This window comes from Alteromonas sp. ISO5 (assembly GCF_058105165.1).
This window is the reverse complement of the sequence record NZ_CM176572.1, coordinates 911,131-927,138: the sequence shown is the minus strand read 5'-3', so window position 1 is coordinate 927,138 and position 16,008 is coordinate 911,131. Positions and strand designations below refer to the sequence as shown.

General features: G+C 47.9%; 18 protein-coding genes. 9 read left to right on the top strand and 9 right to left on the bottom strand.

Features of this window, described 5'->3' with window-relative positions; translation table 11 throughout:
- Positions 1-27: 27 nt before the first annotated feature.
- The 3 genes from nqrM to AC2T0J_RS04180 all read left to right on the top strand — a co-directional run bounded on the left by nqrM (position 28) and on the right by AC2T0J_RS04180 (position 2,623).
- On the top strand, positions 28-261 hold the full coding sequence (gene nqrM, locus AC2T0J_RS04190; protein WP_489808920.1) for a (Na+)-NQR maturation NqrM: 234 nt from the start codon (positions 28-30) through the stop codon (positions 259-261).
- Positions 262-550: 289 nt separating this feature from the next.
- Entirely contained in the window at positions 551-1,531 is a 981-nt protein-coding gene (locus tag AC2T0J_RS04185) for an IS5 family transposase (protein ID WP_489808919.1), read from the top strand.
- A gap of 222 nt (positions 1,532-1,753) precedes the next feature.
- Positions 1,754-2,623, top strand: coding sequence for a hypothetical protein (locus AC2T0J_RS04180; RefSeq protein WP_489808918.1), 870 nt, complete (start codon positions 1,754-1,756; stop codon positions 2,621-2,623).
- A 123-nt stretch (positions 2,624-2,746) separates the two neighbouring features.
- On the opposite strand, the gene AC2T0J_RS04175 is transcribed toward AC2T0J_RS04180, so the two are convergent.
- Positions 2,747-4,267: a DUF3360 family protein gene (locus tag AC2T0J_RS04175; RefSeq protein WP_489808917.1), complete on the bottom strand. Its 1,521-nt coding sequence runs from the start codon at positions 4,265-4,267 to the stop codon at positions 2,747-2,749.
- A gap of 392 nt (positions 4,268-4,659) precedes the next feature.
- Here AC2T0J_RS04175 and dinB point away from each other — a divergent pair, with 392 nt between their 5' ends.
- From dinB to AC2T0J_RS04160, 3 genes are all read left to right on the top strand, one after another.
- The gene (dinB, locus tag AC2T0J_RS04170) at positions 4,660-5,739 is read left to right on the top strand and encodes a DNA polymerase IV (protein WP_489808916.1); all 1,080 of its coding nucleotides are present in this window, start codon (positions 4,660-4,662) and stop codon (positions 5,737-5,739) included.
- Between the two features lie 98 nt (positions 5,740-5,837).
- Positions 5,838-6,068, top strand: a complete 231-nt coding sequence (locus AC2T0J_RS04165) for a DUF1653 domain-containing protein (protein ID WP_489808915.1) — start codon at positions 5,838-5,840, stop codon at positions 6,066-6,068.
- Between the two features lie 107 nt (positions 6,069-6,175).
- The gene (locus AC2T0J_RS04160; RefSeq protein WP_489808914.1) at positions 6,176-7,030 is read left to right on the top strand and encodes an MBL fold metallo-hydrolase; all 855 of its coding nucleotides are present in this window, start codon (positions 6,176-6,178) and stop codon (positions 7,028-7,030) included.
- 69 nt (positions 7,031-7,099) lie between these two features.
- Here the strand turns inward: AC2T0J_RS04160 and ppnP are convergent, their stop codons facing one another.
- Positions 7,100-7,384 carry a pyrimidine/purine nucleoside phosphorylase gene (gene ppnP / locus AC2T0J_RS04155; RefSeq protein WP_489808913.1) on the bottom strand — a complete coding sequence of 95 codons (285 nt, stop codon included), beginning with the start codon at positions 7,382-7,384 and terminating at the stop codon, positions 7,100-7,102.
- A 107-nt stretch (positions 7,385-7,491) separates the two neighbouring features.
- On the opposite strand from ppnP, the gene AC2T0J_RS04150 reads away from it, so the two are divergent.
- Complete coding sequence (locus AC2T0J_RS04150) at positions 7,492-7,935, top strand: DUF3592 domain-containing protein (RefSeq protein WP_489808912.1); 444 nt, start codon at positions 7,492-7,494, stop codon at positions 7,933-7,935.
- Positions 7,936-8,079: 144 nt separating this feature from the next.
- Positions 8,080-8,265, top strand: coding sequence for a hypothetical protein (locus AC2T0J_RS04145; RefSeq protein WP_489808911.1), 186 nt, complete (start codon positions 8,080-8,082; stop codon positions 8,263-8,265).
- Between the two features lie 361 nt (positions 8,266-8,626).
- On the opposite strand, the gene AC2T0J_RS04140 is transcribed toward AC2T0J_RS04145, so the two are convergent.
- Positions 8,627-10,297, bottom strand: coding sequence for an amidohydrolase (locus AC2T0J_RS04140; protein ID WP_489808910.1), 1,671 nt, complete (start codon positions 10,295-10,297; stop codon positions 8,627-8,629).
- Between the two features lie 19 nt (positions 10,298-10,316).
- A complete protein-coding gene (locus tag AC2T0J_RS04135; RefSeq protein ID WP_489808909.1) occupies positions 10,317-11,321 on the bottom strand; it encodes a serine/threonine dehydratase in 1,005 nt (334 codons plus the stop codon).
- A gap of 200 nt (positions 11,322-11,521) precedes the next feature.
- Here AC2T0J_RS04135 and AC2T0J_RS04130 point away from each other — a divergent pair, with 200 nt between their 5' ends.
- Positions 11,522-11,893: a PH domain-containing protein gene (locus AC2T0J_RS04130; RefSeq protein ID WP_489808908.1), complete on the top strand. Its 372-nt coding sequence runs from the start codon at positions 11,522-11,524 to the stop codon at positions 11,891-11,893.
- A gap of 82 nt (positions 11,894-11,975) precedes the next feature.
- Here AC2T0J_RS04130 and AC2T0J_RS04125 read toward each other — a convergent pair whose 3' ends face one another.
- From AC2T0J_RS04125 to dapF, 5 genes are read right to left on the bottom strand one after another with little or no spacing between them, the layout of a single operon-like run.
- Positions 11,976-12,716, bottom strand: a complete 741-nt coding sequence (locus tag AC2T0J_RS04125) for a dienelactone hydrolase family protein (protein WP_489808907.1) — start codon at positions 12,714-12,716, stop codon at positions 11,976-11,978.
- A 41-nt stretch (positions 12,717-12,757) separates the two neighbouring features.
- A complete protein-coding gene (locus AC2T0J_RS04120) occupies positions 12,758-13,477 on the bottom strand; it encodes an HAD-IA family hydrolase (RefSeq protein WP_489808906.1) in 720 nt (239 codons plus the stop codon).
- A gap of 21 nt (positions 13,478-13,498) precedes the next feature.
- A complete protein-coding gene (gene xerC, locus AC2T0J_RS04115) occupies positions 13,499-14,425 on the bottom strand; it encodes a tyrosine recombinase XerC (RefSeq protein WP_489808905.1) in 927 nt (308 codons plus the stop codon).
- The gene (locus AC2T0J_RS04110) at positions 14,425-15,123 is read right to left on the bottom strand and encodes a DUF484 family protein (RefSeq protein WP_489808904.1); all 699 of its coding nucleotides are present in this window, start codon (positions 15,121-15,123) and stop codon (positions 14,425-14,427) included. Before AC2T0J_RS04110 ends, xerC begins: the two co-directional genes overlap by 1 nt.
- Complete coding sequence (gene dapF / locus AC2T0J_RS04105; protein ID WP_489808903.1) at positions 15,120-15,950, bottom strand: diaminopimelate epimerase; 831 nt, start codon at positions 15,948-15,950, stop codon at positions 15,120-15,122. The genes AC2T0J_RS04110 and dapF overlap by 4 nt, the downstream gene beginning before the upstream one ends.
- Positions 15,951-16,008 lie beyond the last annotated feature (58 nt).

Genomic DNA, 16,008 nt, shown 5'->3' with positions numbered 1-16,008 from the left:
GCGCTAAGCGCTGAGGTTTGTTAAACAATGAGTACCTTTATATTAGCCTTCGCATTCTTTCTGGTAATGGTCACTGCCATGGCCATTGGCTACATTATGCAGAAGAGGAGCATTTCTGGCAGTTGCGGTGGGTTAGGCGCCTTGGGTATCGAAAAGGCCTGCGATTGCCCTGAACCCTGTGACCGCAAAAAAGCACGTATGGAAAAGGAAGCGGCTCGTCAGGAAAAGCTCAAAGAATGGGACAAAGACCGGATTATTTAGAGTGTTGCCCGGTACTTCGGTAAACGCCTGTTGGCCATCGTTAATATGATCGCCGTCAATGGCTGGTATAGGTTATCGCAAGACGTACTGATATTGGCAAACGGCGTCAGCGGCGATTGATTCCCAACCATCTGAGTTTCCATCATGAATAAAAATAAGCAGGTTCAGGTTCAACGTCATGTTCTTGATCCTGCTTATTAATTTGTCTTGTCTTGTCTGTTAGGGAAGATGCGAATAAGTCCCCGATGTGAGATCATAGCTGCATAGTAAATCACAGCCATTACCGCCCATGAGCCAACAGTTAACTTTTGCCGATAGTGAGTTTTCCAGCAAGCGCCGTCAAACTCGTAAAGAGATATTCTTATCCAGAATGGATAACCTGCTGCCGTGGTCTCAACTGCTGGAAGTGATTGAACCCTTTTATCCTAAAGCAGGCAATGGCAGACGTCCGTATGCGCTTGAGACCATGTTTCGCATTCACTGTATGCAGCAATGGTATAGCCTTGGTGATGAAGCGATGGAAGATGCGTTATATGAAATTGCTTCGATGCGTCAGTTTGCGCAACTGTCATTGGATAAAGCGATTCCAGACCGTACTACCATTATGAACTTCCGGCACTTGCTAGAAAAACACAAGCTGACTCGCAAATTATTCAAAACGGTCAACCAATGGCTGACGGACAGCGGTGTGATGATGACGCAGGGCACACTGGTGGATGCCACGATTATTGAAGCACCCAGCTCCACCAAGAATAAAAAGAATGAACGCGACCCGGATATGCATCAGACCAAGAAAGGCAATGAATGGCACTTCGGTATGAAAGCCCATATTGGTGTGGATGCCAAGAGCGGCCTGACTCATACGCTGGTGACCACCGCCGCCAACGAGCATGACCTGAACCAGTTGCACAATTTGTTGCACGGCGAAGAAGAATTCGCTTCCGGCGATGCCGGTTATCAGGGAGTAGATAAACGGGAAGAGTTGCAAGATACGAAAGTGGAATGGCTGATTGCCGAACGCCCCGGAAGAGTCCGGACACTGAAAAAGCATCCCCGCAAAAACAAAACGGCCATCAACATCGAATACTTAAAAGCCAGCATCCGAGCAAAAGTGGAGCATCCGTTTCGGCTCATCAAATGTCAGTTTGGCTTTATCAAAGCACGTTATAAAGGGCTGATGAAAAATGACTCACAGTTAGCTATGTTATTCACCTTGGCGAACCTGTTTAAAGTAGACCAAATGTTACGACGACAGCCAAGATCTGTCTAAAATCCGGGAATAGTCCGGAATAAGGCGGCAATCCGGCCTAAAACGGCAGTATATTGGCCGAAATTGAAAATTTAGCGTTCAAAAATTAGACGGCGAATGCAAAGGCTGGTTCAAGAACTAAATTGCAGGACTTATTCGCAGTTTCCTTAGGCTTTTTTTTGTCCAAGTAACTTGAAGATATTTGGATTTACAGAAACCATTATTTAAAAGGAATTAGCTATAATGTACTTAAAAGTGTACACATTTTTTGTGTTAATCTCTGCCCTTTTCTATTCTACAGACATACTTGCATCATCTAATAATTGTTTTAATTTTAGCAATAAACATTCAGCGGCTTGTCAGGCCTATCAATATGATGAAATCAGAGCGCATTTTCTGGATAACTTTTACACCGAACAAACCACTATTATCCACCGTGTATTCGACAAGAGTAGCGGTCAGTTGGCACATACGGAGTATGATTTTGAGATTAAATGCAGCCAACAGTTTACGTGTTCTGATAGTGACCTTGCTGTTAAACAGGTTTATTGGGCGTTGAGAAATGCGATATATGAAACACGCCTTTATGTTTGGGAAGAGGAAGTTTGCGATCCGCGTGACTCATCCTGTTGTGATGATTATCATTGCACAGAAATTCTCAGCATTGGCAGCTCTCCAGTGTTAGCTGTTGATAATAACGTTGCTGCTAATTCACTCAAAAAACGGGTATTAAGCAAAGCGGAACGTGTGTCTACTACGGTTAACAATGCAGTGCAGACGGCAACTACGCTTAATGAATTTGCAACATCGATCAAAAGCCAAAAAGCGAATACTACTGTGATGACCTTTATCGCTGTTGGGGTGACGGCCGACATCAATCTCGTGGTGCCGATAACACCAGACGAAGTATCAAGTGCTCCGATTGATGGGCAAATACGAAATAGCGGAGAAGCTGAGCTAAGTCATGAGCGCGGTGTTGATTTTAATATTAAGCTTAGTCGTTTCATACAAGATTTCTATCTATCAAGAGGAATGCCTAACTGTTCCAGTACCACTAATTGCGAAACTGATATGCTGCGTTGTACGGTCACCTATTCTTGCGAAGCGCTTTAAAATTAAGCTACTCAGCTTGTGTCGATTGATGGCACAAAGACTGTATTATTTGAATGGGTTTTGACAACATTAACAGGCCCCGGTCGTTATTAACGCCGGGGCTTTTTTGTGCCAAAGATCTGATTAACGAAAATTGGGGAGAATAGCCGGAATGCCGGGTAACAAGCCCACCAGGGCCATCACGGTAGTGAGTACAACAAACATAATGCCCGGTATAATCCAGCGACTCATGTTGGAAAGTTCTGCACTACGCTCCTTACAGCCTATCAGACCAAGGTTATCCAGCAGCATGGTTAAGGACCAGCCGAAGGCCGGATTTACCAGCGCTGACGAGAATACGACAATAGCAGCTGACTGGGTGGTCTTGCCTTCTCGGGTCATTTCCATTCCTGCTTCTAACAGTGGTATGAACACGCCCACAATCAATGCTACACACAGTACTGGCTCCCAGATAGCCAGATCCATGGGATAACCCCAGATACCGGCGATTACGCAGAACAACGCGGTTAACAATGCTCCAGCGGGAATAGGACGTTTGGCAATGGCTGCTGGCACAATATAAGTGCCCCAGGACGAGGTAAAGTTTGCACCTCCCATCACTGAGCCCACCATTTGCCGCGCCGATGCACTGACCATGGTGTCATCAATATTCATCTGTACTTTTTCAGTTTTCGGCGGATAGCTGATTTTCTGGAACACCTGGTGGCCGAGGAAGTCCGGAGACCACATAGCAACAGCCAGTACCGCAAACGGTAATACCACGATAAAGCTTTCGAGGGTTGGCAAACCCAACATCCAGCCGGTACTCTCGCCCCACCAGTAAGACGGGCTCATGTTCGGAAAACCCGGTGCCGTATTAAATTCAAATGGCGCGCCCAGCAGAAAAGCGATGCCGCCACCCAATAAGCAGCTTAAGGGCACTGCTAACCAGCGTTTTTTCCAGTGTTCCAGCAAGGCATAGAGCACAATGGTGCAGGCAATCACAATAAAGGCGATGTGAGCCATATCGATACCTTCAGCCCAGGCAAACAGCTTTTTAACCTGAGACGTCGTGCCAATAAAGCCAAGATAGAGTAACAGTCCTCCGCACACACCTTTACTGGTAAGCCGCGCCAGCAAACTGCCCCCCTTGCTTATTGCCAGCAGAAAACCAAATACGCCGATGAGGAGGCCAAAGGCCATTGGGTGACCACCCGCAGCCACAACAATAGGAATGAGTGGGATCAGCGGGCCATGGGTACCGGCTAAATTTGCCGTAGGAAGGATAAATCCTGAAAACAACACAATGAAAAACGCAACCAGAATAAGTTCGTAGCGCACATTTTCCAGTACAAAGCCGTCACTCAGCCCTAGTGGACCAGCGAAGGTGGCAGCAATTGCGCCCACCATCACCACTTTACCAATGGTGCCGGCCATAGCGGGAATAGTATCTTCCCATTCAAAACGATAGTCACGAAAAGGCAGATTAGGCCGCCAGCGCCGTGGTGACATGATCTGCAGCTCATGTTCCAGGTACTCATCCCTGCTGTTAAAGGCTGAGCTTGGTTTATGTTGTTGGCTGTAATTTGAAGACTGCGGCGATGATGCTGACGGGGCATCCCCGGCCAAATCAGCCTTGCCGTCCACGGTGTTACTGGTACTCATGTGTACTGACTCCAAATAAAGGTACAATCGAATCAGACATCATCCTAGAGAAAATAAAATAGCTTATTTGTTAAATCATTGTTTATTTATTATCTCTATATTTACAAACCTGTTGTCGCTGTTTACACGTAGAATCAGAATGTTAACCTTCGCCTGCACGCAGGTCATACTCCGCAGCTAGTCTAAAGTACTAAACAAATTCGACAAGGAGTAAATTTCTGATAACAAACTGTTAACATAGCCATATGCGCTATTAGTCGTAGATGCCAAACGCAGACAGGCCAAAAATGAAAAGTGACACTGGATTGCTGGTTAAATATACAGTATTATTCCACTATCATGAAGAGCCAAAGACAACGGTTGCCCAATCAGGCCGAAATAAAGTAGCAGGCATGCGCAAGATAATACATGTGGATATGGATTGCTTTTACGCAGCGGTAGAAATGCGGGACAACCCGGCGCTACGTAATATACCTATTGCCATTGGCGGCAGTAGCGAGCGCCGTGGTGTTATAGCGACCTGCAATTATCCGGCACGCAAGTATGGTGTGCGCTCAGCCATGGCGTCGGCCTATGCTCTAAAACTGTGCCCCAACTTAAAGTTGGTTAAAGGACGCATGGCGGTCTATCAGGAAGAATCACAAAAGATAAGGGCCATATTTGCCGACTACACCGATCTGATTGAACCCTTGTCTTTGGATGAAGCTTATCTGGATGTTACCGGCTCATCTTTATTTCAGGGGAGTGCTACCCGCATAGCCGAAGAAATTCGCCAGCGTATCGACAGCGAGCTTAACCTTACGGCATCAGCCGGTGTAGCGCCCTGTAAATTTGTGGCTAAGGTAGCTAGTGACGAAAACAAACCCAATGGCCTGTGTGTAGTCACACCAGACCAACTGGATGAATTTGTTAAAGCCATGTCGCTTAAAAAGATCCCGGGCGTAGGACAGGTAACTGTACAAAAGCTTAATCAGCTTGGGTTACACACCTGCGCTGATGTCAGAGCTTACCCCATAACGGAGCTGCAAAAGCGCTTTGGCAAGTTTGGTCAGGTGATCTGGGACAGAGCCCATGGGATTGATGATAGACCGGTGCAGACTAATCGGATTCGCAAGTCGGTAGGTGTTGAGCGCACGTTAAGTGAAGATATCCAGTCGCTTGAGGCGTGTGATGAAATAATCGATAAGCTATATACTACATTACAAGAAAGGCTGACTGCTCATCAGCGAAAACATAATGGCGGGCGGCCACCTAACATTCGCACGCTAGGGGTGAAGCTAAAGTTTAGCGATTTCCAACTGACCTCTGCAGAGCACCGCTACCCCAGTGTTCACCGTAGTGCGTTTAAGCCATTGTTGCAGGAAGCGTATCAGCGCAGCAATGGCCGGGGTATAAGGCTGGTAGGCCTGCAGGTAGGCCTGGCAGAAAAAGACGAAAACAAGCAATTGGATTTACCTTTTGAAACCTTGTAAACCGGCCGGAAATAAACTGCGCTGATGAGTTCGCAGCGCCAAGGAACCTGAACTAGACTTACAAACTGACTGTGCGCATCACCTAAAGGAAGTATTTAATGATAAGCCCGGGAATTTACCAACATTACAAAGGTAACAATTACGAAGTCATTGGTGTGGCAACACACTCAGAAGACGAAACCCACCTGGTGGTTTACCGCCCCCTATATGGCGAAAGAGGCTTGTGGGTAAGACCACTATCCATGTTCACTGAAGAAGTTAAAGTAAACGGGCGTAGTGTGGAGCGCTTTCGCTTTTTGGGGGAAAAGGCCGTCGAAACAACGCCCTGAGAGACAATCCTGTCACCTCCGGTGAACCTATTTGTCTGTAATAGCTTATAAATGGTGGAATGGAATTTCATCCAACCACTATTCGCTAACGACAGGTAATTAAAAAAATGAAAACACGTATTTCCAGTACGCTTGGGGCGGCTCTGATATTTTGTGCATCACAGAGTGCTGCTCAGGACCGTTTTGCTGATGTGTCTATTAGTGTCACGCCACTAAAGGGTAGTGCTTATATGCTACAAGGCGCTGGCGGTAACATCGGAGTCTCAGCCGGTGACGATGGCGTGCTGATCATCGACGACCAGTTTGCGCCTCTGGCACCTAAAATCAGTGCTGCGCTGGGTGATCTGGCAACAGACACTCCAAGCTATGTGATCAATACCCATTATCATGGCGACCATACTGGCAGTAATGCGTTTTTCCACGATAATAAAGGGGCCACCATCTTTGCCCATGAGAACGTGCGTATCCGCCTGGCCAATGATAACTCCATCGCCAAAGCTGCCTTGCCGGTAGTCACTTTTGAGGATGGTATAAAAATCCACTTCAACGATGAAACGCTCAACGTGTTTCACTTAGCTAACGGTCACACCGACGGCGACAGTGTGGTGTGGTTTGAGGAGGCCAATGTGTTGCATACTGGCGATCTGTTTTTTAACGAACGATTCCCCTATATCGACTTAGGCGCTGGCGGGACAGTAGACGGATATATCAAGGCGGTTGAAATCCTGCTAGGGAAAATCAATAACGCTACTGTGATTATCCCGGGTCATGGCCCATTGGCCAAAAAAGCAGATTACGAAAACTTTCTAGCGATGATTAAAGCCACTAAAGACTGGGTGGAAGAGCAAAAAGCAGCAGGTTTGTCGGTAGCGCAAGCAGTAGAAAAGGGTCTGCCAGAGCAATACGCCAAGTGGGACTGGAGTTTTATTACCGAAGAAAAGTGGATTAAAACACTCTATTAATGAGAAGTGTGTTGCCCGCTCGAGGAATACACAGCGAGCCACTTTCCGGCTCGCTGGATAAACTCAACCTTAGCTATAGAAGCACAGGTAAGCAGTAGTAGTGCTGACTTTCACGTCGAACGACTGATTCGCGGCTACGTTAAATTCACTACCGGTTTTAAACGATAAAAACTCTTCCGCGCTAGGCAGTTTAACCACCAGCTCACCTTCAACCACTTTCATCAATTCATCTTTACTGGTAGAGAATACATATTCACCAGGCAGCATCACCCCTGACGTACACGGGCCGTTGGCCGATTCAAAAGCGATAGATTTAACGTTATCGTCGAAATAGCTGTTTACACTTAAAGACATATTGATTCCTGTTAGCTAAAAAACGGCAATCACTATACAGTATTTCATCATCGCATTGTGGGATTTCCGGTCAGATCAGTCCGGTAGTATTCAGGGAGATTACAATATTGAGCACTGCGCAAAAAGGAACATACCTGCAATATACCCTGGCAACTGGCTGGTTTTGCCTGTTTATCATGTTGCTGTTGAGCGGTAATGTGCTTACGGGTTTTATCAATGGTAATTCTGCCAGTGGGACGGTGGTGGATAAACAGGTTTATATTGAGCAAATCCGGGGAACAGGTTCATCACGGGAGTCTGAGTTACATGAGATTACGATTCAGTATCAGGTAGCAGGAGAGACCTACCGGATATATGCCAATGCGCATATTTATGCTGGCATGGGCTTAATAAAAGAAGGCGATAAGCTGACAGTTGTTTACTCACCGGACCACCCTGCACAAGCCGAAGTGCTTAGTTATGCACTCTATAGCCCCATGGTGAGCATATTGGGTTATGTGGCGGTGATGTGCTTTTTAGTGGGGGTATCGCGTTGGTGGTTTTGGCGATGATAAATTGAAGCAAGTCTGCATTTAAGGATGACAGAATGCGCAAAGCTTCTTTAACCTGTATACACCGGGTTTGAGTGGATATTGAAAAATGTATATACATTTGCTATCTTTTGTATATCGAGTTACTCCTTACTATTGATTTGATTGCCTGTGACAAAAAGTAAGAAAAAGAATAGTCAATTAATAATCCGCATTAATGATGAGGAGCGTAAGGCGTTTGTTGATCTCTGTGATGAGCTCGATACAAGCGCAGCCCGAGAGGTAAGACGATTCATCAAGAGCTTTATCGCTGAACACGAGCGAGAGCAAAAACAAACTGATAAAAATTAGGAGTCATTTAAGATGGCAAAATCTAAAACAAAAGCGTTAAAACAAGAAATCAAATCACGCAAAGCGAAAATTGCAAAACAAGAAACAAAAGTAAAAAAGCTGAAAAAGAAACTTAAAAAAGCGAAATAAAAAATGGCCGCAAACAATGCGGCCATTTTTTATTTCACTTTCTTCGTGTTAAAAAACACAGCGGGCCTTTGAAAATTCTTCACCTTATTTCTAGCAAGTTGAAAATGTCACGCATAACCGATAAGCACTTACAAATTAAAAACTTCGCTGTTTGGCTAAGCTCATATCAAAGGAAAAGGTTAACCCAGCACCGCAAAAAGCCTGCGGTCGCAGTAACCGCAGGTGTTATGTTCTAGTCTGAAGACGTGTTTGCGTCGAACACTTTCTCACCGGCCAGCCAGGTTTGAATAACCTTGGTTTTCCAGATGTCCTGGGCCGGGATTTCAAAAATATCCTGATCAACCAGAATGAAATCGGCCCACTTGCCCGGGGTTAATGTACCCAGTGAATCTTCCATATGGGCGGCGTAGGCCGCATCCAGCGTAAAGCCCTTAAACGCTTGTTCTATGGTTAACGCCTGTTCTGGGTACCAGCCCGCCACGGGTTGATTATTTCTGTCCTGCCGGGTAACCGCTGCGTGCAGACCATAGAACGGATTGGCCAGTTCTACCGGAAAATCTGAGCCCAGAGGTAACGGAATACCACTGTCAATTAGGGTTTTCCAGGCGTAAGCGCCCTCCATACGGTCTTTACCCAAGCGGTCTTCGGCCATGTTTTTATCGCTGGTGGCGTGGGTAGGCTGCATGGAAGGTAATACCTTTAATTCGGCAAAACGTGGTAGATCTTCTACCGCAATCACCTGAGCATGCTCCACACGGTTTCTCAGTTCCTGACCACCGGTAGAGCTGAAAGTGCGCTCGAATTCATCCAGTACCATTTGGTTAGCACGGTCACCAATGGCGTGAAAGTTGAGTTGAAAACCTGCGCCCAATACTTGTTGGAAGATCTTTGGAAAGTCTTCCGGCTGGGTGAGCAGTAAGCCGTGCTGGTGTGGCGCGTCGCTGTAGGGTTTAATCAGTGCTGCGCCACGGCTGCCTAGCGCGCCGTCACCATAGGCCTTAACACTGCGGATAAACAGGAAGTCGTCACTGCTGCGTATAATGCCGGTATCCAGCATATCTGGCAGGGTAGGGTCAGTTGCGCTTAACATAGCGTAAATGCGCACCGGCAGGTTTTGCTCGGCCGCACGGGCCAGGTAAAAATCGTAGACGTGATGGCCAATGCCTGCATCATGCATGGCAGTGATACCTACCGATAGTAAGTGCTCACCTGCTGCATTAAGCTGTGCCTGGTATAAATTGCTGCTTTGCTTAGGCATAACTTCAGCAACCAGATCCATGGCGTTATCAATCAGTACCCCGGTGGCCTGGCCGTTTTCATCGCGAATAATCTGGCCACCGGTTGGATCGGGTGTGTCGTTAGTAATGCCGGCCAATTCCAGGGCTTTGGTGTTTACCCAGGCAGCGTGGCCGTCGACCCGGGTTAACCATACTGGTTTATTGCTGATAACGTCATCGAGGACTCTCGTACTGGGAAAAGAGCGGTCGCTCCAGAGCTCCTGATTCCAGCCGCGTCCCATAATCCATTCCTGATCGGCATGACCCATGGCATATTGCGCTACCCACTGCGCCGCTTCCTGCATCGTGCCAGTTTCACGCAGGTCGACTTCCAGTAGATTACCGCCCAGGCCCAGTAAGTGGCCGTGAGCATCAATAAGGCCCGGCAACAATACTTTGTCGTGGCCGTCCAGCTTAGTCGTGCCTGCCGGTACATTGTTTGGATCCAGGCTGACTACCTTACCGTTATCATCGACAAGCATACGCTTAAACTTTAAAAGTTTGCCTTGTTGGTTCAGGGTGTAGCCTTTCACATTAGTGACCAGTGTGGCGGCGCTAAGCGATACGCTGAAGCCTACAGAAAGAAGCAAGGTAGCAGAGAGGGTGAGCAATGATTTTTTATACATAGTGTTATTCAGTTTGCTGTTATTCAATGATAGGCGGCTGGAGTAAATAGTCAGTATCCCAGACTTTCGTCATGGTGGCTTTACTGATATTGCCACCGGATAAAATGACTACGGCGGTTTGCCCTTTGGGCGCATTTACTGCCCAGGCTGCAACGGCGGCCATACTCATGGCGCTGGTGGGCTCTACGTGTAATTTTAGCAGATGCTGTAACCACTGGGTCCAGTAAGCAATTTGTTGTTCATTGACTTCGTAAAAGTCGTCGAGCTGCTGCAATATCGGGAAGGTCACATCACCTACTGAGGGCGTCGCAGCGCCATCAGCTAAAGTTGAAACCGGCCCGCTAAGGGATTCTATTACGCCAGATTGTAACGAGCGGGCAGCATCGTTAGCCAGTAGCGGCTCAGCACCAATCACTCTCGCATGGGGAGCGAGTTGGCGGGTTGCCAGTAAACTGCCGCTTAGCAGGCCGCCACCGCCACAGGGGGCAAACACGGCATCCACGTGATCGGCATCCTGAATAGCCTCCATAGTAGCGGTGCCTTGTCCGGCCACAATCAACGGATGATTAAATGGCGGGATCCACACTACCCCTTCTTGCTTGGCCGCCTGTGTTACTGCCTCGTCGGCTTCCGGGCGAGTGGCGTAAAGCCGTAGCTCGGCCCCATAGTCTTCGGTTGCCGCTGCTTTTACCTCGGAGATATTTTCTGTAGAAAAAATGGTTACCGGGATACCCGCCTGAGAGGCCGCGTAAGCGACAGCCTGAGCATGGTTGCCGGAGCTATTCGCCACAATATGCCGAGGAATATTGCCCTGCTCCTGCAAACTGGCAATAAAGTTAGTGGCGCCGCGCAGCTTAAATGCGCCGGTGGTTTGAAAGCATTCAGCTTTAAACAGGATACGCTGCCCAAGCCATTGGTTGAGGCGGCTCGATTCGATTAGCGGGGTACGGGTAACCTTGCCTATCATACGCAAGGATGCCTGATGAACATCATCAAAGCTCACTTGCAGCGCGTTGCTTTCCATTCATTTATCCTTTGTCTGTTTACTTCTAGCTTACCATCTTGTGTGTTGAGAAAAATGGTAAATCCTTTTGGCTGTCTAATTTAACCGCAACTTCATCGTGAAAGTGAAGTTTTCTTTTTGCCGAGTGATGCCCTGCAGGCTGAATTCATGAAAAGGTGTGCTAAGGTAAAAGTTCGATTAATCACAAAACGGAAATCATTATGGGTTTACTTGATGCACTGATGGGCAATGCCAGTGAAGTTGATGTCGCCGAGGTTCAGGAAGAACTAGGGCCTATTCTGGGTGATAATGAGAAGGTTGTAAGTGCTTACAAACTGGTGAGAGACTTGATTGTATTTACCAGCAATCGGTTTATGTTTATCGACAAACAGGGCATGACCGGTCGTAAAGTGGATTACCACTCTATTCCCTATAAAGCGATTACCCAGTTTAAAGTAGAAACCGCAGGTCATTTCGACCTTGATGCAGAACTGAAAATCTTTGTTTCAGGGCAGTCCGCACCCCTTGAGTTTGAATTGAAATCAGAGACCGCTCAGGGCGTACAAAAATCCTTAGCTAACGCAATGTTTTAAAAAGCAAAAGCGTTTTAAAACCCCTGGAATTCAGTAAAAGGCCAGCACTGGATTTGATTCAACAGCTTGCTAGATTAGTAGTTCAACTAACCAACGTACGTTGAAAAAACTGCACGGCTTGCTGATACATCTGTAATGCCAAAGCGCCATCATAGCGTTCGCCCTCATCGCGCATAAAGGCGTGCACGGCGTTAACTTCCTGCCACTGGTAATTGAGGCCGCTGGCCAGGCATTGCTGATAAATCTTCAGACGACCTTCAGCGGGCACATGGGGGTCTTGTTTACCCCACACAAAAAACACCTCGCCCTGAATATCGGCCATGTGATTGAAACTTTGTTCTTCATCGCTGGCGGGCAGGGTGTTGCTGTGAATGTCGGTAGCATACAGGCAGAAGGCACTGGCCACAGCCGGATTAATCGCGGCCCGGTAAGCCAGATGACCACCAAGACAAACGCCCATGGCCCCAACGACTCCGGTGCAATAAGATGCAGTTTTACAATGGTCAACAATGGCGACGAGATCTGAGTCGTAACTGGTTAATGGCTTTTGCCACTTGTCGTTATTACCTTTGTCTTTGCCCTCATCATCATAGCCAAGTACCGTACCAATGGGGTTCAGCTCGTGAAAGACTTCCGGCACGATAACGACAAAACCGTGGCTAGCCATGATGGCCGCCGAGCGACCGATGGGTGCCGTGTGCTGAAATATTTCAGAGTAAAAAACGATGGCCGGATAGCGTTGCTCACTGGCCGGCCGATAAATATAACAACGCATGGTGCCGGTGGTAGTAGCCAGGTCCTCGCTGTGTTGAATGATCTGCATGGTATTTTTCGATGAGTATTGATTGGGGGTTGTAAACGTCGTCAGGCAACAAACCACAGCAATTCAGCCAGACTGTGCAGATGAACACCGGGTAGCACACTGACGTCTTCCTGACGTAAATCCATAGAGCGGTTCACCGCGAACCAGGCGGTTTGCAATCCGGCCCGGTGTGCGCCAAGCACGTCTTTTTCGAGATTGTCGCCCACATGGAGGATTTCCTGCGGCGCGAGGCCCAAAGTTTGTGCCGCTTCATCGAACATATGGCGGTGGGGTTTGCTGGGGCGACTCAGGCTGGCGTGATACGTGGCAGTGAAGAATTCATCAATGCCAATTTTTACTGTGTCCACATTGCCGTTAGTAATAGCTATTAAAGGGATTTTTGCAGCCAGAGTGGCCAGTATCCGGCTGACTTCTTCGCTTACAGCAAAGTCGCTGCGGGCATGATAAAAATAATCAAATAACGACTGCGCCGCCTGGTGGCGCTTGTCATCGTCTAACTGCTCTGCGGCCAGTCCGTGGTAAAGGGTCTCATAGCGCAATCGACCCATATCCGAAGCTAATCCCCGGTTGCCTTTAATCAGGTCTCGCTTTATGGCGGCCCATTGTGCCGCCGGCAGCGCGGCGGCTGCCGGGTAAAGCTCGGCAATTCGATTGTTCAGGGCCTGAGTAGCGCCTGCAATGATAGGCTCGTTATCGTACAGGGTATCGTCTAAATCAAAGGTCATAGCTTTAACCGGCGAGACCGGGCGGTAACATTGCATCAAAAATTCCTGACTGGCTGATTAATCTTTCTTCTTACGGGCACGAGGGTGGGCTGTATCATACACTTTGGCTAAATGTTGAAAATCCAGATGGGTGTACACCTGAGTGGTCGACAGATTAGCATGGCCTAATAGCTCTTGTACTGCGCGTAAATCACTGCTCGACTCCAGTACATGGGTCGCAAAAGAATGGCGCAATTTATGCGGGTTAATACGCTGATTCAGGGTTTGCCGCCGGGCCATTTCAGTGAGGCGATTACCCACCTGACGATTGGATATACGCCGCTTCTGGCGGCTGATAAACAGCGCATTATCGAATCCTGCGCCCCAATGACTGCGAATAGCCAGCCAACGTTGTAAGGCCTGCCAGGCTTTACGGCCAATGGGCAGAAGACGTTGCTTGTTGCCTTTACCTGTTACGCGTAACTGACGATCGCTGGTAATGTGTTTAAGATCCAACGAGGTCAGCTCGCTGAGGCGTAACCCACAACCGTACATCAGTTCAAACATCGCCTGGTCACGGATCACGATCTCTTCATCATCCGACTCATTCAGCAATGCAGACATATCGTCCACCGACATCTGCTTGGGCAGAGGTTTCTCCGCTTTGGGCGCTGAAATACCTTCTACCGGGTCGATGCCGATAATTTGATGACGCAACAGGTATTTACAAAACGTGCGCAGTGCAGATAAGCGCAGAGCGGTGCTTCGCGCGCCAAGACTTTGTTTACGGGCAATGGCGACGGCTTTTTTTACCGCCGCCTGGTCCAGTTGTTGCCAGCTCGTTAGCTCCAGACTCAGCGCAATCTGTTCAAGTTGTCGCGCATAATTTTTAATGGTGTGATCAGACAAGCCGCGTTCATAACGCAGGTAATCAATAAATTTGTTCAGCCAGTATTCGCAGTCCGGCGACAGCGATGCGGGAGAGTCGGCCGCCGATGCAGTCATCAGTAACGCAGTTTCTCGGGCAGAACTACATTTAGGACTTCGCGCAGCTGGTTTAACAGCAGGGTATCCATATCGGGGGTAAAGTGATCGGCGTTGCGGCTGCCAACGGCTAACACGCCTAAATTGTGGCTCTCACCTAGTAGGATCAAAGCAACAGATTCAGCCACTTCATTACCGAACATCAGCTGTTTTTCGTGCTGGCTGAGGCGGCCAAAAAAGTACGGCCCCTGTTTGAAGCGTTTTTCCATGAACAATCGCTGCTGTAATTCCGGTAACGCATTCGCGCCTTTAAACAACTTGAGTTCCACACTCGCCAGTCCCAGTTCATCCTGCAGGGTTTCCTGTAGTTTAAGCAGCATTTCGCCAACGTCTTTGCAGGTTAACAGGTGCAGGTTTAAATCGGCGTAGGCGCGGTAAATTTTTTCGTTTTGCTTGGCAATGCCAATCAGTTGGCTGAGCTTATAGTTAAGCAGGCGCACTTTTTTGCGCAGCTGCTCACTTTGCAATTCTACCAGTGACACGCTGCCTTTTTGCAGGTGGGGGATTTGCAGCGCTTCTAAAATACTCGGATGCTGAATAAAAAAATCAGGGTTCTCGACCAAATACTGACTCACTTGTTCGGCAGTTAACTCACCTACCTCAGGAAAGTCGGTATCAAACTGCAGTGTGGTATTGGCCTGACCTGATAGTTCATTCATATATTTATTGTTCCGTCGTATACATGCTCAGCCGGTCCGGTCATTTTTAATGGGCTTCCTGGCCCTTGCCAGCGGATGCGCAAGCGCCCACCAGGTAAATCCACCCGAACGTCTTTGCCTAATTTACCTTGTATTTGTCCTATTGCAACTGCTGCGCATGCACCGCTGCCACATGCCAGGGTTTCTCCTGCTCCACGTTCAAATACTCTGAGGCGAATATGTTCGGCCGTCAATACTTGCATAAAGCCCACATTAACCCCTTCAGGGAAGCGTTCGTGGCGTTCTAGTAGTGGCCCGATCGTTTCTACATCGACGCTTTCGGTGTTGTCTACCTCCAGTACGCAATGGGGATTGCCCATGGAGACTGCACCGCAAAAATGGGTGCTATCGTCGGCACGAATAATATAGGTTTTTTCTTCTTTATTTGCCTTTAACGGGATTTCTGCCGGGGTAAAATCTGGCACACCCATGTTGACCGTGACCTGACCGTCTTTTTCCAGATACAGGATCATTTTGCCGGCTTTGGTACTCACCAGAATCTTGTTGCGGTTGATTAAGCCTTTGAGCTTCACAAAGCGTGCAAAGCAGCGCGCCCCATTACCGCACTGCGACACTTCTGAGCCGTCAGCATTAAAAATACGGTAATGAAAATCCTGATCGGGATCGTAGGGTGGCTCAACCATCAGGAGCTGGTCGAAACCAATACCAAAATTGCGGTCGGCAAGCTGCTGGATTTTTTCCGGCGAGAAAAAAACATTTTGAGTCACATTATCAATGACCATAAAGTCATTGCCGAGACCGTGCATTTTAGAAAAGTTCACCAGCATCCTGGGCCTGTTTATTTAAGTGTTGCAGACTATTTTTTTAGGCACCCGGTGTTGTTAT